We start from the raw sequence: 25,969 nt of genomic DNA, 5'->3' as shown, positions 1-25,969 counted from the left end.
TAGGGTTCAGGCGAGCCGACAGGCGAGCGATTGGGGCGCGGCCGTCGGCCGTCCGTTCTTGCGGTTGAAGGTGGCCGGCGAATGCCGCGTGGTGACCATCTTGCCTTCCCCTTGAGGGGAAGGTGGCCGGCGAATGCCGGTCGGATGAGGTGTCAGGTGACCCGACTACGTTGCCGTGCCTCATGGTTCCAGTCGTTCTCCACAGGGACCTCCGCGGCACTACGTCGTTGCGAAAGATGAAATCAAAGTGATATCATTTTGGTATCAGGTGATCGGCCGGTCGGGTCGGTTCCTGCGATCCAAGGAGGGTGATCGTCATGGTTGGGAAGAACGAGGTCAAGGTCAGGGGCGGAGTCGGAGGCGGGACTGCCGGATCGGCCCCCTCGGTCGAACGAGAAGGAAGGGCGATGAGCGGCTGGCCGATGCTGGCGGCAACGATTCTCGGTTGGGTCGTGGCCATCGCCGCCATCGTGGTCGCGTCGATCCTGCTCAATGCGGCCCATGGAGACGGCGGTACGGCAACGCAGGCCGGTACGGTACTGCTGATCGTCGGCATCGTGCTGTGCGTGGTGATGTCGATGGTGCCGGCGGGCTTCTTCTCGCTGCAGCCCAACGAGGCCCGAGTGCTCGTGTTGTTCGGCGAATACCGCGGCACGGTGCGCGGCGAGGGCTTCTACTGGTCCAATCCGTTCTATTCGCGTGATCTGCAGCCCGCCGATCAGGAGGAAAGCGACGGCGAATCGCTGACGGCCGCGCTGACCGGCAAGAAAAAGACCGCAAAGACCAACCAGTCGGCGGTCAAGGCGAAGATCTCGCTGCGCGCCCGCACGCTCAACGGTCCGAAGCTCAAGGTGAACGACCGCAACGGCAATCCGATCGAGATCGCCGACGTGATCGTGTGGCGCGTGACCGACACCGCCCGCGCCGTGTTCGACGTGGACCATTACGAGCAGTTCGTCGGCATGCAGGCCGAGACCGCGCTGCGGCACGTCGCCAGCCGGTACGCCTACGATCACAATGCGCAGACCGATGAGGCCGCGGCCGGCGAGATCACGCTGCGGTCGAACATCGCCGAGGTGTCGCAGGCGCTGCGGGACGAGCTCGCTGAGCGTCTGGCGCCCGCCGGCATCACCGTGGACGATGCGCGGCTGACCCATCTGGCGTACGCGCCCGAAATCGCGCAGGTGATGCTGCGCCGCCAGCAGGCCGAGGCGATCATCGCAGCCCGCACCAAGATCGTGCAGGGTGCGGTGTCCATGGTCGAGATGGCGCTCAAGGAGCTGGACAAGGACGGCGTCGTCGAACTGGACGAGGAGCGCAAGGCCGCGATGGTTTCGAACCTGATGGTGGTGCTGTGCGGCGACAACGACGCCCAGCCCGTGGTCAACGCCGGTTCGCTCTACAATTAAGGATTCGTGGAAAATACGGATTCGTCGGATTCGTCGGATTCCGTATCGGATGTATCGGATAGGTCTTCTCGGTAGCGGCTTCGCCCCGGTGCGAGACCGCTGCGGAAGGTCATCGCAGGAAAGGAGACTCCCATGGCGAAGAAGCAGTACCCGCTGAGGGTGGATCCTCAACTGTGGGAGGCGGTGGAGCACTGGGCCGCCGACGAACTGCGATCGGTCAACGGACAGATGGAGTTCATCATCCGCGACTCGCTCAAGCGGGCGGGACGACTGCCCAAGCAGCTGCCGCCGTCCCGCACCAACGCCCGACGGGGCGAATGACGGGGCGCGCCCGTGATGTTCGGGCGTGTCGCGGATTTGGCGATATCGCCGCCTGCGTGTATAGTCTCAGTTTTGTAAACCACAGACCGTTGGTTGGAGTCTGCCGACTCCCGAAGGTTGCCAGCGCAGGTTGCGAGACTGATTCCCGATGGAATCCGGTTCATGTGCGGATCGTTCCGCATGGGACCGATGATGATGCTCCGCCTGCGTGCGGGGCTTTTTTTGTTGCTCTGGCTGCTTGCAGATGGCTTCCCGAACGAATCAATGGCCGATTTAGGAAGGAACGCCATGTTAAGGCCCGAAAAGGCTGAGGTCATCGCCGCGCTCACGGAGCAGTTCCGTGATGCCGACGCCGTGTACCTCACTGAGTACCGCGGGCTGAGCGTACCGCAGATCTCCGATCTGCGCGAGAAGCTGGGCCGCGATACTTCCTACACCGTGGCGAAGAACACGCTGGCACGCATCGCCGCCAAGGAAGCGGGCGTGGAAGGTCTGGACGATCTGCTCTCCGGTCCTACCGCTCTCACTTTCGTGAAGGGCGATTTCGTCGAGGCCGCCAAGGTCCTGCGTGACTTCACCAAGGAAAACAAGCAGCTCGTTGTCAAGGGCGGCTTCGCCGACGGCACCGTGTACGATGCCGAGGGCGTCACCAAGCTCGCTGACCTCGAATCCCGTCCGGTCCTTCTCTCCAAGGTCGCGTACTCCCTCAAGGCTGTGCAGACCAAGACCGCTCAGCTCTTCGTCGCTCTGCCCACCAAGGCCGTGCGTACGGTGGACGCTCTGCGCGAAAAGCAGGAGAAGGCTGCCTGATCCGCACCCTGCAAGGGTTGCGACTCGCTGCGTAACAAGCAAACAGAAAATTTTGGCTGGTCGGCATCCCAAGACCTTAACAATTGCCGGCCGCCGCTGAATGAAAGGAAGCCATAATGGCTAAGCTCACCAACGAAGAGCTCCTGGAAGCTTTCGGTGAAATGACCCTCGTCGAGCTCTCCGAGTTCGTCAAGGCCTTCGAAGAGAAGTTCGACGTCGAGGCTGCCGCTCCGGCCGCTGTCGCCGTTGCCGCCGCTCCGGGCGCTGCTCCGGCCGAGGAAGAGAAGACCGAGTTCGACGTGATCCTCTCCGCCGTTGGCGACAAGAAGATCCAGGTCATCAAGGCCGTCCGCGCCATCACCTCCCTGGGTCTGGCCGAGGCCAAGGGCCTCGTCGACGGTGCTCCGAAGGCCGTCCTCGAGGGCGCCAAGAAGGAAGACGCCGAGAAGGCCAAGGCTCAGCTGGAAGAGGCTGGCGCCACCGTCGAGCTCAAGTAATACACGCGGGAGGGAATCCCGCTCATTGCTTGGCTTAGCAGCTTGAAACCCCGCAGTCACGATCGCATTGCGATCCGTGGCCGCGGGGTTTTCGCATACTTGGTTCATATACGCGGGGTTTTTCATATACGTGGGGTTTCGCATGGCGGCACAAGCGGCGTGCATGTCCGTATCCGGCGTAGGATATCGGGCGTGGCACAAGGCATCAGACGCGCGAAGGCGGACGAGAAATACCGGCAGATGACCGGTCGGCCCATCCGTCCGCTGATCATCCGACTGGCGATCCCGGCCATGATCTCGAATCTGGTCACCATGGCCTACAACCTCGTCGACACCTATTTCATCGGTCGGCTCGGCACCTCGCAATCCGGCGCGATCGGCATCGCGTTCTCGGTGATGACGATCATGCAGGCCATCGGCTTCTTCTTCGGCAACGGCGCCGGCAACTCCATGTCGCGCGAAATGGGCAAGCAGAACACCGCGCGGGCCTCCCGACTCATGGCGATCGGATTTTTCGGCTCGGTGGGCTTCGGCACCCTGCTCGCCGTCCTCGGCCTGCTGTTCCTGCATCCGATGGTCTTCGCCCTCGGCTCCACCGAAACCATCGCCCCGTACGCCATGCAGTATCTCACGCCGATCCTCGTCGCCGCACCCATGGTCTGCGGATCGTTCACCATGAACGGTCTGCTGCGGTATCAGGGACAGTCCTCCTATTCGATGATCGGCCTCGTCTCCGGCGCCATACTCAACTGCGTCCTCGCCCCGATCTTCATCTTCGCGCTCGATCTGGGCATCCTCGGCGCCGGACTGGCCACGGCGGTCTGCCAGACGATCAGCTTCACCATGCTGGCGGTCATGTGCCGCAAGGTGGCCGTGCTCAAGCTCACGCCGCGCGAATTCCGGCCCGACCCGCTGCTGATCCGCGAGGTGATCGGCGGGGGACTGCCCTCGCTGCTGCGGCAAAGCGTCGGATCGGTGGCCGTCACCTGCGTGAACCTCGCGGCCAACCCGTTCGGCGACGCGGCGATCGCGGCCATGGCCATCGTCATGCGGCTCATGATGTTCACCAACTCGGTGATCATCGGCCTCGGTCAGGGGTTCCAGCCGGTCTGCGGCTACAACTATGGTGCCGGCCTGTTCGACCGGGTGCGGCAGGGATACTGGTTCTGCGTGCGGGTGAGCACCGTGATCCTGATCGGTTTCGCGATCGGGCTCTCCGCGTTCGCGCCGCAGCTCATCGAACTGTTCCGCTCCGACCCGCAGGTCGTGCGCATCGGCACGCTCGCCCTGTGGCTGCAATGCTGCAGCGTGCCGTTCATGGGGGTGAACATGATCTCCAACATGATGCAGCAGACCATGGGGCTCACCGGCGTCGCCTCGTTCCTCGGCGTGTGCCGTCAGGGGGTGTATCTGGTGCCGCTGATCATCGTGCTGCCCGCCGTGTTCGGCCTGCTCGGCGTCGAGATCGCCCAGCCGGCGGCCGACCTGCTCACCTTCGCTACGACGATCCCGCTGCAGGCCCGGGTACTGAAACGACTACGGCGGCCGGCATAGGCGGGTTCGGTCACCTCATCCGTCAGCCGGCGGCTGACACCTTCCCCTCAAGGGGAAGGTCGTAATGAGCGAAGAGCCTGCCTTCCCCTCCGAGGGGAAGGTGGCCGGCGGCGCCGGACGGATGAGGTGAGCGGCAGGCCCGCAACTGTGCAGATGTGAAACGGGTATGACGCGCATCCGCATAAAACCCGCGAATCATGCCAAAATGGTGTGTAAGTGTGTCGGAACGTATGGAGGAGGCTCGCACGGTGAGTGACCAGCAGTGGCTTATCAGAGTCAATGGCGTTGATGAGATGAGGGTCGATGCGGGGCAGCATGTGGTGATCGGCCGAAAGCCTCTGCGACCGGCACCGGTGGAGGAGGGTAGCATCCGCCTCGACGTGCCCGATCTGACCAAATCGATGTCGAAGCGGCACGCCCGGTTCTCGGTGGCCGACTCCGGCAACGCCTCGATCGAGGATCTGGGCTCCACGAACGGCACGTACGTGGTGCGCGACGACGGCGAACTGATGCGCGTGCCGGTCAACAAGGACTTTCTGCTGCCGCGCTCGCCGATGCGGTTCCAGTTCGGCGACGTGCCGGTGGACTTCGTCAAGGTGGAGGCGCAGGAGACCCCCGCCGCGCAGCCTGTGGCCGACCTGTTCTCGTATGCGAAGCCGGGATCCGCTCCGGAGCCGGAGGTCGATCCCGCGAACATGAGCGTGGACGACATTCTCGATCTTCGTGCCGGTGAGCCCACCGGACTGCTCAGCACCAGCAAGGTGAGGAGCCGTATCGACGCCCTGCACGATCAGGCGCTGGCGGACCATGCCGTGCAGCCTTCCGTCGTGGAGCCGTCCGCCGGACAGCCGGTGTCCGAGGGGACGGATGCCGAGAGCCACGCCGGTGAGCACGCCGGTGAGCATGAGGCGGATCACGCCGCACAGGCCGAGTCCCGGTCTCAGTCCGGGATCCAGACTCAGTCCGGGGCACAGTCGGATGCGCAATCCGACACCCGGGCCGATGCTCGGTCCGATGCCCAGACTGCCGACGGATTCGGCCACGACGTCGAGCACGGCGTCGGCCATGACGCCGGTCATGGCGCGTCGTTCGCCCTGCCGCTGTCGGGCGGCAACGGCGGCAATGATGCGGCCGAGCAGGATTCCCGCGATCTGTTCCGCGACGCCGCGGCAAGTCAGCCGACCGGTTCCGGTCAGTCCGTGGACGTGAATCCGGCCGCCGTGGACCAGTCCGGTGACGGCGACCAGCCGGCGGGCGGGCAGACGTACGCGCCCGTCTTCGAAGCCGGTTCGGTCTTCGACCGTCTGTCCAAGGGCGAACTGAACAAGCCGGAACCCGGCATCGTGGTCGACGGATTCAGCTCCGACGATGCGAAGATCACCCGCGACTTCGACGTGCAGTTCGAAATGGCCCGCCACCCGCAGCTGCTGCCGTTCCTGGCGATGAACCCGTCGCTGTACGACGATCTGTACGCATGGCTCGAGGTGCAGGGTGACGCCGACATCGACCGGGCGCTCGCGGCCAATCAGGGGTATCACGAATATCAGGCGGTCAAAGGGGAGTAAGGGGAACAATCGTCCATGAGCGAATCAACCACATCACAGGTTCGGTCTGAGGCACAGGAAGGGACGAACGAGGCGCTCGACCGGGTCCGGTCATGGTATGACCAGTACCGCAGCGAGCACGGTCCCTCGCCGGTGGAGGATCTTTCGCAGCTTGAAGCCCGTCTCGACCTGACCCACGCGCATCCGTCCGGCATTGCCCAGCTGTTCGCTAGCGGCCATGTGCAGCTGAGCAGCCTGTTCCGCGACACCGGCATGCTGCGCGCCGGGCAGCGTCGTCTTTCCCGCGTGCTGGAGGATCAGGCCTCCATGTCGAACGTGGAGGGCGACGCGCAGCTGTCGCTGGCCGTCGGCGTGGCCAGCTGGTCCGGCTGCACCATGCCGCTGCTGCTCTACCCGATTCAGGTGGACCGCGAGCCCGACAACGAGTCGCTGGCCCACGCCCAGCTGCGCTTCACCTCCACCGCCAGCATCAATCCGGCGTTCATCTCGGCCATGCGGGCCAAGGGCGTGATCCTCAACGAGAATCTGCTGCTCGACTCCTCGCAGTACGCCGACAGCTCCCCGGAGACCTCGGCGCTGTTCGCCCGCATCTCCACCATGGTGGGCGATGCGGTGCAGTCGTTCATCATCGAACGCGAGATCATCCTCGGCTGCTTCATCCACTCGTCCACGCTGTTCCTCAGCGAGGGCGATACGCTGATCCGGCGGATGAAGCGGGCCCTGACCGGCAACGATCTGCTCGACGTGCTGGCCGGCAACGAAAAGGCCGAACGGTTCCTCGCCGACTATCCGGTGCCCTCATACACCCCGTACGACATCGATCCGCATAACGAGCTGGAGATCGGCGACGTCGACAACGTCACCCGCTACGCCGCGCAGATCGTCTCGTCGGGTGCCTCGGCGTTCGTCGACCTGCCTGGCGGACGGGACTCCGCCGAAATCGCCTCCGCGGTGACCAGCCGGGCGATCATGAACGGCAAGACCGTGCTGTACGTGCCGTGCGTGACCAGCCAGAAGCGTCGGTTCGTCAAGCAGGTCAAGCGCAACGACATGTCCGGCATGCTGCTCGACATCAGCGACTCCGCCTTCAACAACGCGGTGGACCACCAGCTCATCGCCGCGGTAGGCTACCAGCCCGGCACCGCCAGCTCCCACTTCGACCAGCTGGCCGACGAGCTCGTGGGCGTGCGCACCCGACTGACCCGCTACCTCGGCGACCTGCACGGGCAGAACAAGGAATGGGGGGTCTCCGCCTACGAGACCATCCAGAATCTGGCCCGCATCTCCTCCCTGCCCACGCATCCGGCCACCCATGTGCGGCTTTCCGAGGACGCCGCCCGCCAGCTGGGCAACTCCATGGACGCGTGGAGCGAGAAACTGGTACGCGCCGGCGAACTCGGCGAATTCACCATCAATCCCGAAGACACCTCGTGGTTCCACGCCGCCATCTACAGCGAGCAGGAGGCGGTCAACGCCTACCAGCGCGTGGTGCGGCTGCTGGAGACGCTGCTGCCGGCCATTCGTGGGCAGATCCGCTCCGTGGTGGAGACCTGCGGCTTCCCGATCCCCGACTCCATGCAGGAATGGGGCAGCCAGGTGGTGGTGCTCAAGAACCTGCGCCGCGTGCTCGACGTGTTCCAGCCCAACGTGTTCGAACGCGACATCCCCGCGATGATCGAAGCCACGAAGTCCAAGGCCGACCGCAAGGCCGAAGGCACCACGATGGGCTTCTGGGAGCGTCGCCGCTACGTGAAGGAGGCCAAGAGCCTGCTGCGCGTGGGCGCTCAGGTGGAGAACCTGCATGACGCACTGGTGGTGGTCTCCAAGCAGGCCGAGCAGTGGCGCATGTTCGTGCCGCGCGGCGGATGGCCGGTGCTGCCGCCCAAGCTGGACGACATCATCGACACGCAGGAGGCCATCGTCGCCGACCTGACCGCGCTCGACGCCGTGCTGGCCACCACGCCGGAAGGCGCCGAAATGGAGACCATGCAGTTCAACGCGCTCGAGGCGCGACTGCAGGGCCTGTTCGACGACCACAAGTCGCTCGATACCTTGCCGGAGCGCAGCAGTCTCGAACGGGACTTCAACGCCAACGGACTGGGCGAACTGGTCAACGACCTGCGCAACCGCCGCATCGCCACCGAGGCCGCGCCCGGCGAACTGCAGCTGGCCTGGTGGACCACGATCTTCGAGCTGATCGTGCACTCCTCGCCGATCATCTCCAATCAGGACGGATCCGTGCTCTCCGCCGCCTCCGACCGGTTCAACCAGGTCGATGCCGAGCATGTGCACTCCGTGGGACCGATGGTCAATCAGGAGATGACCAAGCGCCTGAGCGAAATGCTCTACTCGCGCTCGCATGAGGCCAATCAGCTGCATACGCTGCTGGCCTCGCCCACGCCGGTGCCGCTGAGCCGTCTGCGCCGCGACTACCCGAACATCCTCACCGCCGCCAAGCCGATCCTCGTGGCGAGCCCGGCCGCGCTGGTCTCCAATACGCCGCTGGAGCATCTGGCCGACATCGCCGTGATCGACGCCGCCGCGCACGTCCGTCCGCTGGAACTGCTCTCGGTGCTGGCCCGCGTCGACCAGGTGGTGATCCTCGCCCACCGGGAGACGGTGTCCTCGCCGATCGTGAGCGCGCTGATGCCATACCTCAAGCCGCTGCGGCTGCTCGAACGGCCCGACCGTCGCGACCCGCGTCTCGCCCGGTTCCTTGAAGAGAACGGCTACGGTAAGGTGCCGCTGGCGCTCAGCGCGTCCGGTTCGATCGGCAGGAGGGACGGCGTCGCCTACACTCATGTGGAGGGGGCGTCCGGCGTGCCGTCGGTGACCACCGGACTCGTGGAAAGCAACAAGAACGAGATCGACGCGGTAGTGGATCTGGTGATCCGTCGCGCCGGCTCCTTCACCATCGTGCCCGCCACCTACATGCTGTGCATCGTCACGATCTCGCCGGTGCACAGGCAGCGCATCGGTGCCGAGCTCAAGGCCCGCAGCTCCAAGGATCCGGGACTGCGCAAGTTCCTGCGCCACGTGCGCATCATCGGACTCAACGAAGTGTGCGGCATGGAGGCCACCGACGCGATCATCGCATTCGGCTTCGCCCGCACCACGCACGGCCGCATGCTCCAGCAGTTCGGCATGCTCGAGGCCCCGGGTGGTGCGTCGATGCTGCTCGACGCCCTGGCGCTCGCCCACACGCGTCTGGACGTGGTCTCGTCGTTCACGTCCGCCGATCTGGAGGACGATCGTCTGCGCAAGCCCGGTCCGCAGCTCATGAAGCGACTGCTCGTCTGGTGCGAGGAACTGGATCAGGTGCCGGTGCCGGCTCCCCAGGCTCTCGAAGGCGAGATGAGCACGCTGCTGGTCGATCTTGCCGAGCGCATCCGGGCCCGCGGCCTGCAGGTGGAGACCAACTACGGGTTCGCCGGTGGCATGCGCATCCCGCTGGTGGTGGGCCTGCCGAACAAGCCGTATACGCTGGCGATCACCACGGATGACGCGACGTTCATGTCGATCTCGTCCACGCGCGAACGGCACCGGTTCAGCAAGGAGGATCTGGAATCCCTCGGCTGGTCGGTGATGACCGTGTGGAGCGTGGCCGCGTTCGTCAACCCCGACAAGGAGGTCGACCGCGTGGTCGCCCAGCTTGCCAAGATGTACGGGGATGCGCAGTGAGCGGGGATGCGAATCGTATCGATGACGGTTCCAATGGTTTCGGTGGTGTCGAGGCCGGTGCTGTTGGTGCCGGTGGTGCGGGTGCTGACGGTGCGAATGCCGGCTTCGCGGTGAATGGTTCAGGTGCCGGTGGATCGTCGCGCCGGCGCCGTCCGCATCGGCGCGTGGTATTCAAGGGCACCGAGCGTTTTGACGCCGACGGCCTGTTCGACGGTGCCGACGATTCCGCCGACCCGGAGGAGCGGGCCGAGCGTCTGCGCAAATCCGCCGAGGACGACCGCCGTATCCTCAACGAACTACCCCCGCACTGGGCCAAATTCGACGCCGAAGGCCGCCGCTAGCCACGCCTTGTACGGCTTCCGGCCGGCAGATCGTTCCTCTTGCCTTCTCCTGGGCCGAGCCCGCATAGGAAACGTCGGAGGCGTTTGCAGGCTTCCCCCTGGGCTGAGTCCGTGAAGCAAACGTCGGAGGCGTTTGCAGGGCTCAGGCGAGCCGACAGGCGAGCGGATGGGGCGCGGCCGTCAGGCCGTCCGTTCTTGCGGTGAAGCTGTCGGCGTGAGCCGACTGATGAGGGCAGATGAGCGTTGCTTCCTTGTCGTCACCTCATCAGTCAGCCTCCGGCTGCCAGCTTCCCCTCGAGGGGAAGCCTGCATGCTTCGTTTTTCGGGCTTTCCCCTCGAGGGGAAGCCCGAACGGATGGAGCGCGGCCGTCGGGATGATGGTTATTGCTGGACGGCGAGGATGGGGTGGTCTTGCTGGGCCTTGAGCGTGGCCAGCGCCTCGTTCGGTGCCATGGCGAACGTGACGGTGCTTCCGGCGTCATCATCCGACGTGCCGGACAGCAGGCCGCCACCCGGTCCTCCCGCTTCCCCCGCGTCGTCATGCCGCGGCACCGTGATCACCGTGGCATGGCCGGAAAGCGTGGCGGAAGCGGTCACCAGTTTCACCACGTCGCCGGGAATGAGCGATTCCGGCACACTGGCCAACGTCACCTGTACGGTGGTCTGACTCGCCTCCACCGTGGGCGTCTCTCCGATCATTGAAGTGAGAATCGGCGAGCCGACGTCGATGTCGACCCGTGCGATCTTGCCGACGATCGCCGTTGAATCATCGAACATGCCACCCATCGCCGCCGAAGCCGGCACCGTGACGACGGTAAGCTGCCGGGCGTCGATCGTCTCCCCGCGGCCGATGGTACTGCCCGCCACCACGACCGGCTGATTCGCCGTCAACGACACCACGCATTGCAATGCCGCCCATACGGCCAGTCCTGCGCATAATGCGATGCCCAGACGATACAGCATGGCGCTGCGTCGTCTGGACTTCAGATCGTTTCGCGTCCGTCGGCCGCCTTGCCGATCCATCCCAAAAACACTCATGCCTCCACCTTGCACGATGGAGGCATGATTCAGCGGCCGATCAGGCCAATGTGGTCGAATGTGAAAAACCCTTGGGATTCCGCCATTTCAACCGGTTTCATGAAACGCCATGAAACACGGAGTGCAGTCGTTTCCGCCGCATTCCGCGCGCAGACGGCCGTGTCGTCTACTTCTTCGCGCCGTCGGTGCGGTAGAAACCGCTGCCCTTGAATTCGATCGGCACGGCGGAGTACACCTTACGCACCTGCTCCTCATGGCACTCGGGGCACACGGTGATCGGGTCGTCGGTGAACGACTGCTGTTCGGTGAAATCGTAGCCGCAGTTCTTGCAGCGGTAATGATAGGTAGGCACGCTCGTTCCTCCAGAGTCAATGCATTCTATATAAAGTCCGAACCTATCCTAGCGACACGCCTGACAATAGGCATGACTCCCTGACCGCAGGCATGGTTCCCCTGAGCGTAGGCGTGATCCCGCACGAATCCGATTCCGCCACGGACCCTTCACTCGAACCGCCACGGACCCTTCACTCGAACATGGTCAGCCCGTCGGGCGTGAGCACTCCGTCCACCGGTCGATCCCACGGTTCGTGGGGGAGCGGCCCGTCCACGACCTCCCACGGCCATACGACCGTGATCACCCGGGCTGTGGGGGATTTCATCGCCAGCATCCGGTCGTACCATCCGCCGCCGCGTCCCAGTCTGAGGCCGGATCGGTCCACCATGATCCCTGCGGTGATGATCAGACCGGCGTCGGCGATCGTCTCGGCCGGCAGCACCGGTCCGCTCGGCTCCTTTGGCCGACGCGGACCGGCGTCATGCAGATCGTCCCCGCCGGTGAATTCGGCCCATCCCAGATCAAGACCCGATCCCAACACCGGCACCAGCACGCGTGATCCCGAGCGGACCAGTTCATCAAGCAGATCGTCCATCGGCACTTCGGTGCCCATCGACACATAGGCCGCCACGGTGGGATGGGTCGTTCCGTTTTCGGTTCCGCTACCACCGGTTTCGGTCCTGCTACCGGTGGTGTCATCGCCGCTACCGTTGGTTGCGGGCACGCGACTCGGCGGAATCTCCCCGTCAGACCGCATGAGTTCCGCTATCCGTCGGCCGGCAACCGCCAGTCGTCGGCCGGCCTCGATCCGCTCCGCCTCGCCGATCTGCCGTCGTCGGGCCAGTGCCTCCTTGCGCAGTGATCGTTTGCGGGCGGCCGTATCATCCGTATCGGTAGTATCGTTGATACCGTTTGCGCCGCCGGCCATGCGTGCGTCCATGCTCTCGTCATCCATGCCCTCAGTTGTACTCACGTCGGCGGAATATGGAAGGCATGTTCCGGCTGTTCTCCAAGCGTGACGATGACGAGTCGTCAGGCGAATCGTTCCATGTTCCCACGGTGCTGCTCGCACCGCAGTCGTTCGAACCGCTGCGGCTCAGACCGATGCGCACGGACGACATGGCGGCTTGGAGTGAGGTCCGCCAGCGTAACGAGGAATGGCTCAGGCCTTGGGATTCCGGCGATCCGATGCATTCGCCCACGATCACGTTCTCGCAGTGGATCGCCCGGCAGCGACGTAGCGAACGGCATGGCGACTCCGTGATCTTCGTGATCGAACTGCGCGGCGAGATCATCGGCCAGATCTCGCTGGGGGCCATCTGCTACGGCTCGATGCGCGTGGGCACCGTGGGCTACTGGATCGACCGCGGTCATGCCGGCCACGGGTACGCGCCGCTGGCCGTGGCGATGCTGGCCGACTGGGCGATCTCCAGCCCCACCGGACCGCACCTGCATCGGCTGGAGATCGCGATCATCCCCGAAAACGAACGCTCCCGCCGGGTGGCGGAGAAGCTCGGGCTGCCGCTGGAGGGGCTGCGACGCAACTATATGTATGTCAACGGCCGGTGGCGCGACCACGACGTCTACGTGCTGCTCGCCTCGGACGTGCAAGGAGCGGTCGTCGATCGCCTGCGATGATCGTTTTCGGAGGCGTCTCTCGGCCGTGATCGTCCGTATCGATCGACTGCGATGATCGATCATGATCATCGTGTGCGGGGATTTGGTCAACACGCGACACCAAACGGCTGGAAAATCAGCCCGGTCACTTATCGTAGAGGACATGGATTTTGGTTCGCTCGCAAGTGTGGTGTTGTGGGTGATCATAGCGATACTCCTATTCGGACTTCAGCCCTGGCGGACGTTGCAGGGCATGAGGAACGCCATGGAACATCGCTCCGACCGTTATTCCTCGTCTTTGCATATCATCGATATGGACGAAGGAATATGCTTCGGCGATCAGCACAGAACAATCGCCGGGAAAGGGGTCACCATGCAGCCGTCTGCGCAGGTGTCCAGATTGGACGACGCACGCATCGCCGAAGTGAGGCGATTGCGTCGCGCTGCCATACGCAGACGACAGATTCTGGTGGCCTCACTGTTTGGCGTGGCCGTGCTGGTGCTGGTGCTGGCATTGGCCCTGCATTTCAGTGCCGCATTCGCGCTGATCCCGTTGGCGCTCGACGTGGCCGTACTCGCCTTGGGCGCTCGCGCGTCCCGTCAGGCCCGCGACTGGGAGGCGAAGGTGGCGAAGGCCAAGCGCGCCAGCCGTCATCGTCGCCAGCGTGAGGCGCAGCAGGCCCGTCAGGCGGCGCAAGCGCAGGGGTCTCAGTCGGTAGAGGCTCAGTCGGTGGTATCGCAGACCGATACGGCCACGGACGCGATGTCCAAGGCCGAGATCGAGCGCACCATCGCACGGGCGAAGGCCGAGAAGCAGGCGGCTCTGGCCATGCGACGAATGCAGCGCATGGCAGCCGAGGCCGCCCGGGCGGATGCGGCGATGCCGACCGATCAGCCGGAGGCGGTGCCGCCGCGCAAGGTTCGCCGTCACCATGTGGATACCACGGCCTCGGCAGTACCGCAGTCGCAGCCGGCCTCCCAGTCTCAGCCGACGCCGTCCGTTGCCGCGCCGCAGTCGCAGGCCGTGCCGGTTCAGCCCGTACAGTCTGCGCCGGTCGCTCAGTCCCAGACCGTACAGTCTCAGTCCGCTCAGCCCACCCAGTCCCAGACCGTGGCCCCGCAGGCCGCTGTGTCTCCGCAGACCGTGACCCCGCAGTCCGAAACGACCCGTTCCCGGGCCGAATCGGCCGCCGAGGCCGAGGATTCCACGGCCGAGCTCAGGAAGGTCACCCGTTCCCATGCGCTGGATGCCTTCGAGCTGGCCGCCAGCCAGGATCTCATCTCCTTCTCGCTGGGCGCTCCCCGTCAGGGTCAGGAGGTCCGCGCGGCCGAACCGCAGAGTCTGGAGATCAAGTCCACCAAGCAGGTGGCGCACGCCGAGCCGAAGGCGGGCGATGCCGTCGCCGCGAAGCCGAACGGCGAGACTCGATCCGCCACCGGCGCGACTGCCTCCGAAACCACTGCCGCCGGGAATCCATCCGCGGCCCGGACCTCGTCCGACGCCGGGCGCCGTGAGCCTGTTCGTGAACTCGCCCCCGACGAGAAGCCGACGGTTCCCTCCCGGGATACGACGATGAACTCGATCATCAGCGCAAAAAAGGCCGAGCGTTCGGCTCAGGCCAAGGCGGAGGCCCGTGCCCGCGAGGCCGTGCGCGACGCCGTGGCGGCTCCCGCCCGTTCCTCCGATTCGCTGGGCGGCGACGTGGATGCCGTGCTGGCCCGCCGTCGCGGCTGAGGCGTTTACCTGTAGACACCCGTTGCCCGTAGATATGGCCCTTCGGGGTCCTCGACGGCGGTTCCGGATCATCGTTCGGAACCGCCGTTCGCATTCCCCGGGCTTCGCTGATGGCAAACCGGATTAGCACTCGAGTTGGCAGAGTGCTAATTTCGCGCTACCATAACGAATAGCGCAAAGGGACGTTCACCTGAGTGATCGTCAGCCTCTCCGGTTCTTCGTTCTGGCGCGGGAAATATCGATTGCTCTTTACAGAGGAGGCACACAGTGTCGATCGCACTCACACCGTTGGAAGACAAGGTCATCATCAAGCAGGCCGCTGCCGAAACCAAGACCGCTTCCGGTCTGTACATTCCGGACAACGCCAAGGAGAAGCCGCAGCAGGGCGAAGTCCTGGCCGTCGGCCCGGGCCGTCGTGACGACAAGGGCGAACGCATCCCCGTGGACGTCAAGGAAGGCGACAAGGTCCTGTACTCCAAGTACGGCGGCACCGAGGTCAACTACGGTGGCGAGGACTACCTGATCGTCTCCGCCCGCGACATTCTGGCCATCCTGCACTAAGCGGCAGACGGCTGGTCGAGGCTCACGCCGTTCGCCGCGGTTGTGGCGGCGGGCGTATGAGCCGGTATGATCGTTGATCCCCGTGACGCATCCCGAATCCGGATGTGTCACGGGGATTTTTCGTATACCGGCGGCATGATGTGGAATGGGTTGTGTGGTGTGGTGAACCGGGGTGTGTCGTTGCCTGTCACCTCATCCGACCGGCTGGACCGGTCACCTTCCCCTCAAGGGGAAGGCGGGTGCGTCATCCGACTCGTATACCGGCGGCACGAAATCGATCGTGAGGTCGGTTGCGAAGCCGATCGGTAGCGGCGTGGTGACACAATGGAGGCAGGTCATGTTCGAAGGGGAATCATATGGGTCTTGCCATCATCATTATCGTCGCCGTCGTCGCCGTGATCCTGATCTGGGCGGTGACGACCTACAACGCGCTTGTCTCGCTGCGGCTGAAGGTCGATAACGGCTGGTCGCAGATCGACGTGCAGCTCAAGCAGCGTGCCGATCTGATCCCAAATCTCGTGGAAACGGTCAAGGGGTACGCCTCCCATGAATCGCAGACGTTGCAGGCGGTGACCGACGCCCGTGCCCGTGCCGCCGCGGCGACCACGCCGGCCGAGCGTGCGGCCGCCGAAACGCGGGTCGGTCAGGCGCTGATGAATCTCATGGCCACGGCGGAGGCATATCCGCAGCTTCAGGCCAACCAGAACTTCATCGATCTGCAGGGCCAGCTCAAGGCGCTGGAGGAGAAGATCGCCTACGCCCGCCAGTTCTACAACGACATCGTGCTCAAGTACAACACGAAGATCGCCACGGTGCCGAGCAACATCATCGCCGGCATGTTCCATTTCACCGCGCGCGAGTTCTTCAAGGTGGAGGAAGCCGCCCGGACCGTGCCGCAGGTGCGGTTCTAGGCGCGGTTCCGTCGGACGGGGCGGTACCGCAAGGCGTGATGCAAGGGGGAGCGATGCAGGAAACGGCAATGCACAGTCCAGCAATATACAGAACGGCAATGCACCGGTTAGCGATATACAGCCCGGTAATAGACGGCCTGACAATGCAGGGAGCGGAACGATGACGGCCTGGCCCCGTACGGTTCGCGTGATCATGGCCGGCTTCGCCGTTGCGTCGTCGGTCATGATGGTGGTTCTATTCGCCGTGGCGGGGATCAGCAGCATCGGCGTGCGGGGATCGGATGAGGATCTGACGCTCGACTCGCTGCACTACGACGTCAGGGTGCAGACCAACGGCGATCTGCACGTCAGCGAGACGTGGACCGTCAACATGGAATCCCGCGAGGACGACGACGGCAATCCGCGGCCGTGGCATCAGCTCTACCGTACGTTCCGTTCCCGGCCGGCCGTGTATGCCGGCATCCGGGACGTGTCGGTGACCGATCTCGACTCCGGCACGCGATTCCGGCATGTCGATCTGCCCGATCCCGCCGGCGTGGGCGAAGGTGACTACGATCATCTGGCCGGCAGCTGGTACCTCACCGACACCGGCGACGGCAGCACGGAGCTCGGCTGGAACATCACGCCGACCGACCACGGCACCGTCCGGTTCCGCATCGACTACACGGCGGCCAATGCGATCACCGTGCTCAGGGACGCCGGCGAATTCAACTGGCAGTTCCTCGACGATTCGAACGGCCTGTATGCGAAGAAGGTCACCGGTATGATCTTGTGGCCGGATTCGGCGTCCCGCTCCACCGTGCGATCGTGGCTGCACTACGCGGGCGGCACGTCGGGCATCGAGATCACCTCGGTCGGCGCGCTGGAGTTCGCGATCGACGAGATGCCGTCGCGCACGGCACTGGAGGTGCACGCCGTATTCCCGAAGTCTCTGGTGCCCAAGGCCGCGCGGCATGACGACGGTCGCAGCCGGGCCGACGTGATCTCGAGCGAACGGGCCATGGCCGAGGCGTGGCAGGCGAAGCAGGAGGCCCGCAACCGCCGTACGATCATCCTGTGCGTGGCGAGTGCGGTACTGCTGCTCGGCATGCTGGCCTGGAGCGTATGGTCGATCCGCACGTCGCGTCGGCTCAGCCGGTACCGCGGCGACATGACGTATTGGCGGGACGATCCCGGCGTCTCCCCGGCCGTGGCGGCCAAAATTGACGGGTTGGGCGGTTCGGCCAGTCAGGCGCACCGGAACGGGCTGTCGGCCACCATGCTGTCGCTGGCGCACAAACGCTGGATCGGCCTGACTGTGCGGCCGAAGGGCAAGTGGGGCAAGCAGGACGTGCTGATCACCATCCGCGGCGCGGAAGGCGACGATGCCGGGCGGAACGCCGTCGGTGTTGATCGCGACTCCGTCGGTGTTGTTCATGACTTCGTCGCTGCCACGGGACGGCGGATGCCGCTGACCCCCACCGAGGAGGCGCTGATGGACATCCTGCGCCGGGCCGCGACCGAATACCCCGGACCGTTCACCATGACCGATCTGCGGTCGGCCGTCAAACACAACGCCGAAAGCTTCGACCGGCTGTTCCGCGGCTACGACAACCAGCTGGCGGTGGAATACGGCGGATCGTACAGCACCACCACCTACCGGTATTCGCTGGTGCCCTGCGCGGTGACGATCGGCATCGGTCTGCTCGCCATGGTCGGCTTCCTGATCCTCGACTGGCCGCTGATCGGCATTCCCGTCGCGATTCTCGCCGCGGCGTTGGGTATCGTCACGGCCGTCCTCGCGAAATCCGAACTGCTCACCAAGGACGGTCTCGTGGTGGCCGGCCGGGTGGAGGGGCTCAAACGGTACATGCTCGACTTCTCGGACTTCTCCAAACGAGGCGTGCCCGACCTGTCGATGTGGGACTTCTACATGGTGTATGCGGCCGCGTTCGGCATCAGCGACGTCGTGGCGAAACAGCTGCGCATGCTCTACCCGGAGCTGTCGGACGAATCGGCCATGCGCGACACCTGGGATTCCAGCCCGGTGATGTATTCGATCTTCTACTCGTCCGTCTACGGATCGGGGGAGACGGGTTCCGCCTCCGGAGCCGGGGCCGTATCCGGTCTGGGATCGATGGATCTGGGATCCATGCTGTCGAGCAACATCGCCGACATCCAAAGCGTGATCTCCTCGGCACAGTCCTCCGGATCGGGATCGTCGGGTGGTTCCGGCTTCTCCGGATCGGGGTTCGGCGGATCCGGCTTCGGTGGATTCTCCGGCGGCGGGGGAGGCGGCGGCATGGGCGGCCGGTGACGGTCGGACCGCCTACTTGCGCCGGGCCGCCTTCTCGCGCTTGCGGCGCTCGCGCTCGACCGCGCGTCGCTGCGCCTCCTGCTGGGCCTGACGCTGCGCGGTGATCCGTTCGCTCAGCTTGGCCTCGGCGCGCTCCTCGGCCGCCTGCTGCGCGGCGGCCACGTTCTCGGCGTTCACCAGACGGGATTCGACCACCACGCCGATGATCGTGAGCACCCAGCCGACCCGCAGCACCCACAGCGCGGGGAAGCTCGGCACCAGCAGATACAGCATCACCGCGATCACCGCGCATACCAGCAGCATGCCGACCAGCGTGATGATGATCACCTTGCCCACGGTCAGGCGGTTCTCCTCGTCGGCGCCGACGACGAACAGCAGGATCACCACGGCCACGATCCACGGCAGCACATACGCGTACATGCCCACGACCGGATCGGCGGAGAACCGCGGCACGATCCTTCCCGCCACCACCGCGACGGCGAAGAAGCCGGTCATGATCCAAATCGTCTTTCTGTAGATGTCGAGCACGGGTATCCTCCTTGATCATGGGGCGTCGATGGTCACGCCGATGCGGCCCGGTCGGGTCCGAAAGCGCCTGATATCGGCAAAGACTATTGAAGATTCTATCTATGACAAGCTGGAAAACCGCGACGTTCCAGCGTTTGCCTGTATTTGCCCCGCATGCGCCGCCCGCCGTTCCGTGGCACGCTGGAATCATGACTTCAGACCTTACGCATCAGGGCATCTCGTTCGACGACACGCCCCTCGGATTCAACACGCTCTCCATCCACCTCGGCAACGGGGTGGACGCCGAAACCGGCGCCATCCGCCGGCCGATCACCCTCGCCAACGCCTACGCCCTGCCCTACGACCCCTCCGACATCAACTGGTCGAGCTCCGACGTGAACCTCTACACGCGCAACGGGCACCCGAACCAGCGGTACCTCGAAGCCAAGATCGCCAGGCTCGAAGGCGCCGAGGACGCCGTGGTGCTCGCCTCCGGCGTCGCCGCGCTCGCCGCCGTCTTCACCACGTTCCTCAACCGCGGCGACCACGCGATCTTCTCCGACACCACCTACATCGCCGCCTACCGGCTGCTCAACCAGATCCTGCCCGAAAAGTACGGCATCGAAACCTCGATCGTCGACACCTCCGATCCCGAGAACGTGGCTCGGGCGCTGAAACCGAACACCAAGCTGGTCCACATCGAAACCCCGGCCAACCCCACACTCAAGGTGTCCGACGTCGCCGCCATCGCCCGGCTCGTCCACGACCACGACGCCGACACGCTGGTCAGCGTCGACAACACCTTCAACACGCCGTTCAACGTCCGGCCCCTCGATCTCGGCGCCGACATCGTCGTCGAATCGCTCACCAAGTACATCAACGGCCACGGCGACGCGCTCGGCGGAGCGATCGCCACCACCAAGGCGCGGACCGACGAGATCCGCTTCACCGCACAGGTGAACTACGGCGGCATCATCAGCCCGTTCAACGCCTGGCTCATCAACCGCGGCTCCGTCACCCTGCCGCTGCGCATGAGGCAGCACAACGCCTCCGCGCTCGCCATCGCCCGGCATCTCGAATCGCTGCCGCAGGTACGGTTCGTGTCGTATCCGGGGCTGGAAAGCCATCCGCATCACGACGTGGCCGTCTCCCAGCTGGCGCGGAAGGACTCCGGGTTCGGCGGTGTGCTCGCCTTCGGCCTTGACACCGACCATGACGGGCACAACCGGTTCGTCTCCAAGCTCAACGTGATCACCTCCGCCGTCTCCCTCGGTCACGACGAAAGCCTGATCGTGTTCCTCGGCGAGGACGACGAGCGCCAGTACCTGTATCCGCCCGAATTCCACCGCGGATTCTTCCGTCTCGCCGTCGGACTGGAGGACACCGACGACCTGATCCGGGACATCGATCACGCCCTGGCCGAAGCCGGTCTGTGAGCGGGTTGCGGTCGGTGTGTGACCCATGTCTCAGTGTGAGATACCTCACGGAAAACACTATATCTAGTATTTGATTGACCATGTCGTGCCATATATAGTGATGTCTCGGTAATTTTCCGGAAGTCCGTGGCTGATCCCAGCCGGGCCCGGCCGGATTCGCGACATCACGATAGGGGAGCGATGGCAGCACGACATGAAGCGAGCGCGCCGGAGACCGCCGCCAAAGGCGAGACGATCGGCGCGCTCGTGTATTTCTCCTCCGTCTCCGAGAACACGGCGCGATTCGTGTCGTCCTGCCGTCTCGACGAACTCGGCATCGACATCTACCGGCTGCCGCTGCGCGCCGGCGACGAGCCGATCGCCGTACGGGAGCCCTACGTGCTGATGACGCCCACCTACGGCGGCGGCAACATCGCCCGGGCCGTACCCATGCAGGTCAAGCGGTTCCTCAACGACGCCGACAACCGGCAGTGGATCCGCGGGGTCATCGCCTCGGGCAACACCAACTTCGGCGAGGCCTACGCCGTGGCCGGCGATGTGATCGCCGCCAAATGCCGGGTGCCGTACCTCTACCGGTTCGAACTCATGGGCACCCCCGAGGACCGCGAACGCGTGCGGGACGGACTGCGGGAATTCTTCGCGCGTCCCGACGTCCTGCGCGCGTCCTGACGTCTTCCGGTCGATCTGACGACTTCCACAACACATCCATCCGCAACGACGATACGAAAGCGAGCGACACCATGGTCGATCTGAGCGCCACCGCACTGAACCTCGACAACACCGGCGAAGGCCTGCTCTCCTACGATCCCGCCCACGACTGGCACGCCCTCAACGCCATGCTCAACCTGCCGGACGCCGAAGGCCACGTCGACTTTAGCAAGGACCACGACGCCATCCGCGAATACCTCGACGGCCACGTGGCCGCCAGCACCATGGCCTTCGACTCCGTCGCCGATCGACTGCGCTACCTCATCGACAACCAGTACTGCAACGGCAAGGTCTTCGCGCAGTACACCCCCGAGTTCCTCGATCGCATCCACGAGCACGCCGACTCCCTCGGATTCGAATTCGGTACGTTCCTCGGCGCCTTCAAGTTCTACACCTCATACGCACTCAAGACCTTCGACGGCAAGCGCTACCTCGAGAACTTCCCGCAGCGCGCCGTCGCCGTGGCGCTCGAACTCGCCGCCGGCGACGAAAACCGGGCGATCGAATACGCCGACGCCATCATCTCCGGCCGCTTCCAGCCCGCCACGCCCACGTTCCTCAACCTCGGCAAGGCCCAGCGCGGCGAAGCGGTCAGCTGCTTCCTCGTGCGCCTCGAAGACAACATGGAATCCATCTCCCGCGGCATCAACGCGGCGCTGCAGCTGAGCAAGCGCGGCGGCGGCGTGGCCCTGCTCCTGAGCAACCTGCGCGAACTCGGCGCCCCCATCAAACACATCGAAAACCAGTCCTCCGGCGTCGTGCCCGTCATGAAGCTGCTCGAGGACAGCTTCTCCTACGCCAACCAGCTCGGCGCCAGGCAGGGCGCCGGAGCCGTCTACCTCTCCGCCCACCACCCCGACATCATGCGCTTCCTCGACACCAAGCGCGAAAACGCCGACGAGAAGATCCGCATCAAGTCGCTCTCCCTCGGCGTCGTGATCCCCGACGTCACCTTCCGCCTCGCCAAGGCCAAGGCGCCCATGGCCCTGTTCAGTCCCTACGACGTCGAACGCGTCTACGGCAAGCCGTTCGCCGACATCTCCATCAGCGAACACTACGACGAGATGGTGGCCGACGACCGCATCCGCAAGACCTACATCGACGCGCGCGAATTCTTCATGACCCTCGCCGAAATCCAGTTCGAATCCGGCTACCCGTACATCGTGTTCGAAGACACCGTCAACCGCGCCAACCCCATCGACGGCCGCATCGTCATGAGCAACCTGTGCTCCGAAATCCTCCAGGTCCAGGAGCCCAGCACCTACCACGCCGACCTCTCCTACGCGCACGTCGGCCGCGACGTCTCCTGCAACCTCGGCTCCCTCAACATCGCCAAGGCCATGGACGGCGCCAACGGCGTCGGCCTCGCGCAAACCGTGGAAACCGCCATCCGCGCACTCACCGCCGTCGCCGACCACACCTCCATCGACTCCGTGCCCTCCATCCGTCGCGCCAACGAGGAAGGCCACGCCATCGGCCTCGGCCAGATGAACCTCCACGGCTTCCTCGCCCGCGAACACATCATGTATGGCTCCGACGAAGCCCTCGACTTCACCGACATGTACTTCATGACCGTCGCCTACCACGCCTACCGGGCCTCCCACGCCCTCGCCGTCGAACACGGACACCCGTTCGTCGGCTTCGAACGCTCCGCCTACGCCAAGCCCGCCGGCGACAGCAACTACTTCGACAAGTACACCGACGGCTCCCGATCCCTCGAACCCCGAACCGAGCGGATCCGCGACCTGTTCGCCCGCTTCGGCGTCGCCATCCCCACCCGCGAGGACTGGGCTGCGCTCGCCGACGCCATCCGCGCCGACGGCATCTACAACCAGAACCTGCAGGCCGTCCCTCCCACCGGATCGATCTCCTACATCAACCACTCCACCAGCTCCATCCACCCCATCGCCTCCCGCATCGAAATCCGCAAGGAAGGCCGCACCGGCCGCGTCTACTACCCGGCCGCCTACATGACCAACGACAACGCCTCCTACTACCGCGACGCCTACGAAATCGGCTGGAAGCCCATCGTCGACACCTACGCCGCCGCCACCCCCCACATCGACCAAGGCCTCTCCCTCACCCTCTTCTTCCCCGACACCGCCACCACCCGCGACCTCAACAAAGCCCAGATCTACGCCTGGAGCAAAGGCATCAAAACCCTCTACTACATCCGCATCCGACAGCAGGCGCTGGAGGGGACGGAAGTTGATGGTGCCTGCACCTACGCCTGCGTATTGTGAAAACCACAGGATGGAGCGTCATGCGCACGGCCGGGGAATCGACGTACCTTCGTACGCCTTCATCCCCTGCCGCACGCATGCCGCACGCATCCTGCGGTTTTCACCGCTCGCATGGATATGGCCGGAGACTCGACGTACCTTCGTACGCCTTCGTCTTCCGCGCCTTGACGACGCACGCATCATTCGCCGTTCACCGCTTGAGGGGCGCGCCTCCTTGGCTTCCCCTGGTAGGGGAAGCTGGCCGCCTTGGCGGACTGATGAGGTCGACCGAACGACGCCGGCCTCACAACTCGCCTTTCAGAGGCCGAAAACCGCCGATTTCAGCAGGAAAAACCCGAGTTGTGAGGCCGGCAATTTCACAACCGCTCCGCAACCGTCCACAAAGCCAACCCAAAGGAGGCATCTCATGTCCCGATTCGTCTACCGCATGATCCTGCGGCTCACCGCACCCGAAGAATTCACCGACCCCGCCGCCACGGCAGAACAGGAGTAACCCATGGCCCCGATTTCCATTCCGCGCAAGCCGCTCAAGCTCATCGACCGCGTCAGCGCCATCAACTGGAACCGTCTGGAGGACGAGAAGGACCTCGAGGTATGGAACCGCCTCACCGGCAACTTCTGGCTTCCCGAAAAGATCCCCGTCTCCAACGACATCCCCTCCTGGCAGGCCATGAGCGAGGAGGAGCACACGCTCACCATGCGCGTGTTCACCGGGCTCACCCTGCTCGACACCATTCAGGGCACCGTGGGCGCGGTCTCGCTGATCCCCGATTCGCTCACCCCGCACGAGGAGGCCGTGTACACCAACATCGCGTTCATGGAATCCGTGCACGCCAAGAGCTACTCGAGCATCTTCTCCACGCTGTGCTCCAGCCGTCAGATCGACGAGGCGTTCGCATGGAGCGAGGAGAACGAGTTCCTGCAGAAGAAGGCCGAAATCGTGCTCGACTACTACGAGGGCGACAATCCGCTCAAGCGCAAGGTGGCCTCCACGCTGCTCGAATCATTCCTGTTCTACTCCGGCTTCTACCTGCCGCTGTACTTCTCCAGCCACGCGCGGCTGACCAACACGGCCGACGTGATCAGGCTCATCATCCGCGACGAGGCCGTGCACGGCTACTACATCGGCTACAAGTACCAGAAGGGACTCGAGCGGGTCTCCGAAGAGGAGCGCGAGCACATGTTCCACTACACGCACACGCTGCTCGAGGAGCTCTACGCCAACGAGGAGGCCTACACCGACAGCCTGTACTCCGCGGTCGGCCTGGCCGACGACGTGCGCAAGTTCCTGCGGTACAACGCCAACAAGGCGCTGATGAACCTCGGCTACCCGGCGATGTTCTCCGCCGAGGAGGCGGGCGTGAACCCCGCGATCCTCGCCGCCCTGTCGCCGAACGCCGACGAGAACCATGATTTCTTCTCCGGCTCCGGATCGTCCTACGTGATCGGCAAGGCCGTGGAAACCGACGACGACGACTGGGATTTCTAGGGTTTGCAGGGTTTCCGGTCTCGTGCGACACGCCGAGGACACTCGGATTTGCGCGATATTGGATTCTGTGATTAGATACTCAAGTTGCCGAAAACGAGACAGCTTCTCGGGTCGGTAATGACTGGCGGATTTCCCAAGCGGTCAAAGGGAGCTGACTGTAAATCAGCCGCTTCGTGCTTCAGTGGTTCGAATCCACTATCCGCCACGCCTCGATAGCTCAGTGGTAGAGCACTTCCTTGGTAAGGAAGAGGTCGTGAGTCCGATTCTCACTCGAGGCTCTCATGGCGGGGTAGCTCAGCTGGTTAGAGCGTACGACTCATAATCGTAAGGTCAAGAGTTCGAGTCTCTTCCTCGCTACAAGACGTCGGGAAATTTCCCGATGGGTAAACTACTACAGAGGTGAATGATGGCAAAAAGCGCCGATATCCGTCCCGGCATCACGCTGGCCTGCACCGAGTGCAAGGAGCGTAACTACATTACGACCAAGAACCGTCGTAACACTCCTGATCGTCTTGAGCTCAAGAAGTTCTGCGCACGCTGCGGCAAGCAGACCGTGCACCGCGAGACCCGCTGAGTCTCCGCAGAACAACTGCACAAGCTTCAACCCGACCCCCGCGGTCGGGTTTTTTGTTTTTGCCATGCGAATCGACAGGTTAGCATACCGCGGGGAGGGGCATATCGGGTGCTCGACTGTAGGCTAGCAGCCGGCTCGCCCGGCTGCGGGGCCGAACGGCCTTGAGTGTGTCGGGCATCCGATACGCCCCGTCCCAATGGACCCCGGCCTGAGTGAGCAGAAACGGCCTGCGTGAGGGAAGCCCGGAATGCATCGGCAGTACCTCGGGAGGAAGGGGATGGATGCCCGACCGTAAGCTTGGGGAAGCGCAGCTTCCCCGGCCGAACGGCCTTGAGTGTGTCT

22 protein-coding genes and 3 tRNA genes are annotated in these 25,969 nt (G+C 64.4%); 21 read left to right on the top strand and 4 right to left on the bottom strand.

Annotation, left to right across the window (positions count from 1 at the left end; genetic code table 11):
• Positions 1 to 317 precede the first annotated feature (317 nt).
• The 8 genes from CSQ87_RS04390 (at position 318) to CSQ87_RS04355 (ending at position 10,178) form a co-directional block, all read left to right on the top strand.
• Positions 318 to 1,409 carry an SPFH domain-containing protein gene (locus tag CSQ87_RS04390; RefSeq protein ID WP_207761097.1) on the top strand — a complete coding sequence of 364 codons (1,092 nt, stop codon included), beginning with the start codon at positions 318 to 320 and terminating at the stop codon, positions 1,407 to 1,409.
• A gap of 132 nt (positions 1,410 to 1,541) precedes the next feature.
• The gene (locus tag CSQ87_RS04385) at positions 1,542 to 1,730 is read left to right on the top strand and encodes a type II toxin-antitoxin system antitoxin (protein WP_100512663.1); all 189 of its coding nucleotides are present in this window, start codon (positions 1,542 to 1,544) and stop codon (positions 1,728 to 1,730) included.
• Between the two features lie 288 nt (positions 1,731 to 2,018).
• Positions 2,019 to 2,540: a 50S ribosomal protein L10 gene (rplJ, locus tag CSQ87_RS04380; RefSeq protein WP_100512662.1), complete on the top strand. Its 522-nt coding sequence runs from the start codon at positions 2,019 to 2,021 to the stop codon at positions 2,538 to 2,540.
• A gap of 116 nt (positions 2,541 to 2,656) precedes the next feature.
• A complete protein-coding gene (gene rplL / locus CSQ87_RS04375; RefSeq protein WP_100512661.1) occupies positions 2,657 to 3,037 on the top strand; it encodes a 50S ribosomal protein L7/L12 in 381 nt (126 codons plus the stop codon).
• Between the two features lie 240 nt (positions 3,038 to 3,277).
• Positions 3,278 to 4,591 carry an MATE family efflux transporter gene (locus tag CSQ87_RS04370; RefSeq protein ID WP_100512715.1) on the top strand — a complete coding sequence of 438 codons (1,314 nt, stop codon included), beginning with the start codon at positions 3,278 to 3,280 and terminating at the stop codon, positions 4,589 to 4,591.
• Between the two features lie 293 nt (positions 4,592 to 4,884).
• A complete protein-coding gene (locus tag CSQ87_RS04365) occupies positions 4,885 to 6,156 on the top strand; it encodes an FHA domain-containing protein (RefSeq protein ID WP_165776734.1) in 1,272 nt (423 codons plus the stop codon).
• A 15-nt stretch (positions 6,157 to 6,171) separates the two neighbouring features.
• Complete coding sequence (locus tag CSQ87_RS04360; RefSeq protein WP_100512659.1) at positions 6,172 to 9,837, top strand: helicase; 3,666 nt, start codon at positions 6,172 to 6,174, stop codon at positions 9,835 to 9,837.
• Positions 9,834 to 10,178: a hypothetical protein gene (locus tag CSQ87_RS04355; protein WP_341476079.1), complete on the top strand. Its 345-nt coding sequence runs from the start codon at positions 9,834 to 9,836 to the stop codon at positions 10,176 to 10,178. Before CSQ87_RS04360 ends, CSQ87_RS04355 begins: the two co-directional genes overlap by 4 nt.
• Positions 10,179 to 10,559: 381 nt before the next feature.
• On the opposite strand, the gene CSQ87_RS04350 is transcribed toward CSQ87_RS04355, so the two are convergent.
• The 3 genes from CSQ87_RS04350 to CSQ87_RS04340 form a co-directional block, all read right to left on the bottom strand.
• The gene (locus tag CSQ87_RS04350) at positions 10,560 to 11,216 is read right to left on the bottom strand and encodes an SAF domain-containing protein (protein WP_100512657.1); all 657 of its coding nucleotides are present in this window, start codon (positions 11,214 to 11,216) and stop codon (positions 10,560 to 10,562) included.
• A gap of 166 nt (positions 11,217 to 11,382) precedes the next feature.
• A complete protein-coding gene (locus CSQ87_RS04345; protein ID WP_100512656.1) occupies positions 11,383 to 11,568 on the bottom strand; it encodes an FmdB family zinc ribbon protein in 186 nt (61 codons plus the stop codon).
• Positions 11,569 to 11,740: 172 nt separating this feature from the next.
• Complete coding sequence (locus CSQ87_RS04340) at positions 11,741 to 12,505, bottom strand: 5-formyltetrahydrofolate cyclo-ligase (RefSeq protein ID WP_100512655.1); 765 nt, start codon at positions 12,503 to 12,505, stop codon at positions 11,741 to 11,743.
• Positions 12,506 to 12,543: 38 nt separating this feature from the next.
• On the opposite strand from CSQ87_RS04340, the gene CSQ87_RS04335 reads away from it, so the two are divergent.
• The 5 genes from CSQ87_RS04335 to CSQ87_RS04315 all read left to right on the top strand — a co-directional run bounded on the left by CSQ87_RS04335 (position 12,544) and on the right by CSQ87_RS04315 (position 18,670).
• Positions 12,544 to 13,188, top strand: coding sequence for a GNAT family N-acetyltransferase (locus CSQ87_RS04335; protein WP_100512654.1), 645 nt, complete (start codon positions 12,544 to 12,546; stop codon positions 13,186 to 13,188).
• Between the two features lie 352 nt (positions 13,189 to 13,540).
• Positions 13,541 to 14,902, top strand: a complete 1,362-nt coding sequence (locus CSQ87_RS04330) for a hypothetical protein (protein ID WP_133122344.1) — start codon at positions 13,541 to 13,543, stop codon at positions 14,900 to 14,902.
• 267 nt (positions 14,903 to 15,169) lie between these two features.
• Positions 15,170 to 15,463, top strand: a complete 294-nt coding sequence (gene groES / locus CSQ87_RS04325; protein ID WP_100512652.1) for a co-chaperone GroES — start codon at positions 15,170 to 15,172, stop codon at positions 15,461 to 15,463.
• A gap of 356 nt (positions 15,464 to 15,819) precedes the next feature.
• Positions 15,820 to 16,374, top strand: a complete 555-nt coding sequence (locus CSQ87_RS04320; protein WP_100512651.1) for a LemA family protein — start codon at positions 15,820 to 15,822, stop codon at positions 16,372 to 16,374.
• Positions 16,375 to 16,534: 160 nt separating this feature from the next.
• Positions 16,535 to 18,670: a DUF2207 domain-containing protein gene (locus tag CSQ87_RS04315; protein WP_100512650.1), complete on the top strand. Its 2,136-nt coding sequence runs from the start codon at positions 16,535 to 16,537 to the stop codon at positions 18,668 to 18,670.
• Between the two features lie 12 nt (positions 18,671 to 18,682).
• On the opposite strand, the gene CSQ87_RS04310 is transcribed toward CSQ87_RS04315, so the two are convergent.
• Positions 18,683 to 19,198, bottom strand: a complete 516-nt coding sequence (locus tag CSQ87_RS04310; protein ID WP_100512649.1) for a hypothetical protein — start codon at positions 19,196 to 19,198, stop codon at positions 18,683 to 18,685.
• A gap of 188 nt (positions 19,199 to 19,386) precedes the next feature.
• On the opposite strand from CSQ87_RS04310, the gene CSQ87_RS04305 reads away from it, so the two are divergent.
• From CSQ87_RS04305 to rpmG, 8 genes are all read left to right on the top strand, one after another.
• On the top strand, positions 19,387 to 20,613 hold the full coding sequence (locus tag CSQ87_RS04305) for a trans-sulfuration enzyme family protein (protein WP_100512648.1): 1,227 nt from the start codon (positions 19,387 to 19,389) through the stop codon (positions 20,611 to 20,613).
• Between the two features lie 180 nt (positions 20,614 to 20,793).
• On the top strand, positions 20,794 to 21,282 hold the full coding sequence (gene nrdI, locus CSQ87_RS04300) for a class Ib ribonucleoside-diphosphate reductase assembly flavoprotein NrdI (RefSeq protein WP_100512647.1): 489 nt from the start codon (positions 20,794 to 20,796) through the stop codon (positions 21,280 to 21,282).
• 71 nt (positions 21,283 to 21,353) lie between these two features.
• Positions 21,354 to 23,564 carry a class 1b ribonucleoside-diphosphate reductase subunit alpha gene (gene nrdE, locus CSQ87_RS04295; protein ID WP_100512646.1) on the top strand — a complete coding sequence of 737 codons (2,211 nt, stop codon included), beginning with the start codon at positions 21,354 to 21,356 and terminating at the stop codon, positions 23,562 to 23,564.
• 496 nt (positions 23,565 to 24,060) lie between these two features.
• Positions 24,061 to 25,053 carry a class 1b ribonucleoside-diphosphate reductase subunit beta gene (gene nrdF, locus CSQ87_RS04290; protein ID WP_100512645.1) on the top strand — a complete coding sequence of 331 codons (993 nt, stop codon included), beginning with the start codon at positions 24,061 to 24,063 and terminating at the stop codon, positions 25,051 to 25,053.
• 123 nt (positions 25,054 to 25,176) lie between these two features.
• A tRNA-Tyr gene (locus CSQ87_RS04285) sits at positions 25,177 to 25,258 on the top strand.
• A 1-nt stretch (position 25,259) separates the two neighbouring features.
• Positions 25,260 to 25,331: transfer RNA gene (locus CSQ87_RS04280), tRNA-Thr, on the top strand.
• A 5-nt stretch (positions 25,332 to 25,336) separates the two neighbouring features.
• A tRNA-Met gene (locus tag CSQ87_RS04275) sits at positions 25,337 to 25,410 on the top strand.
• Between the two features lie 46 nt (positions 25,411 to 25,456).
• Positions 25,457 to 25,627, top strand: a complete 171-nt coding sequence (gene rpmG / locus CSQ87_RS04270) for a 50S ribosomal protein L33 (protein ID WP_100512644.1) — start codon at positions 25,457 to 25,459, stop codon at positions 25,625 to 25,627.
• The last annotated feature ends 342 nt before the right edge of the window (positions 25,628 to 25,969 follow it).

The organism is Bifidobacterium simiarum (genome assembly GCF_002802905.1).
Taxonomy (GTDB): Bacteria; Actinomycetota; Actinomycetes; order Actinomycetales; family Bifidobacteriaceae; genus Galliscardovia; species Galliscardovia simiarum.
Note: the sequence above shows the minus strand (reverse complement) of the source record. Positions and strands in the feature narration are given on the sequence as shown.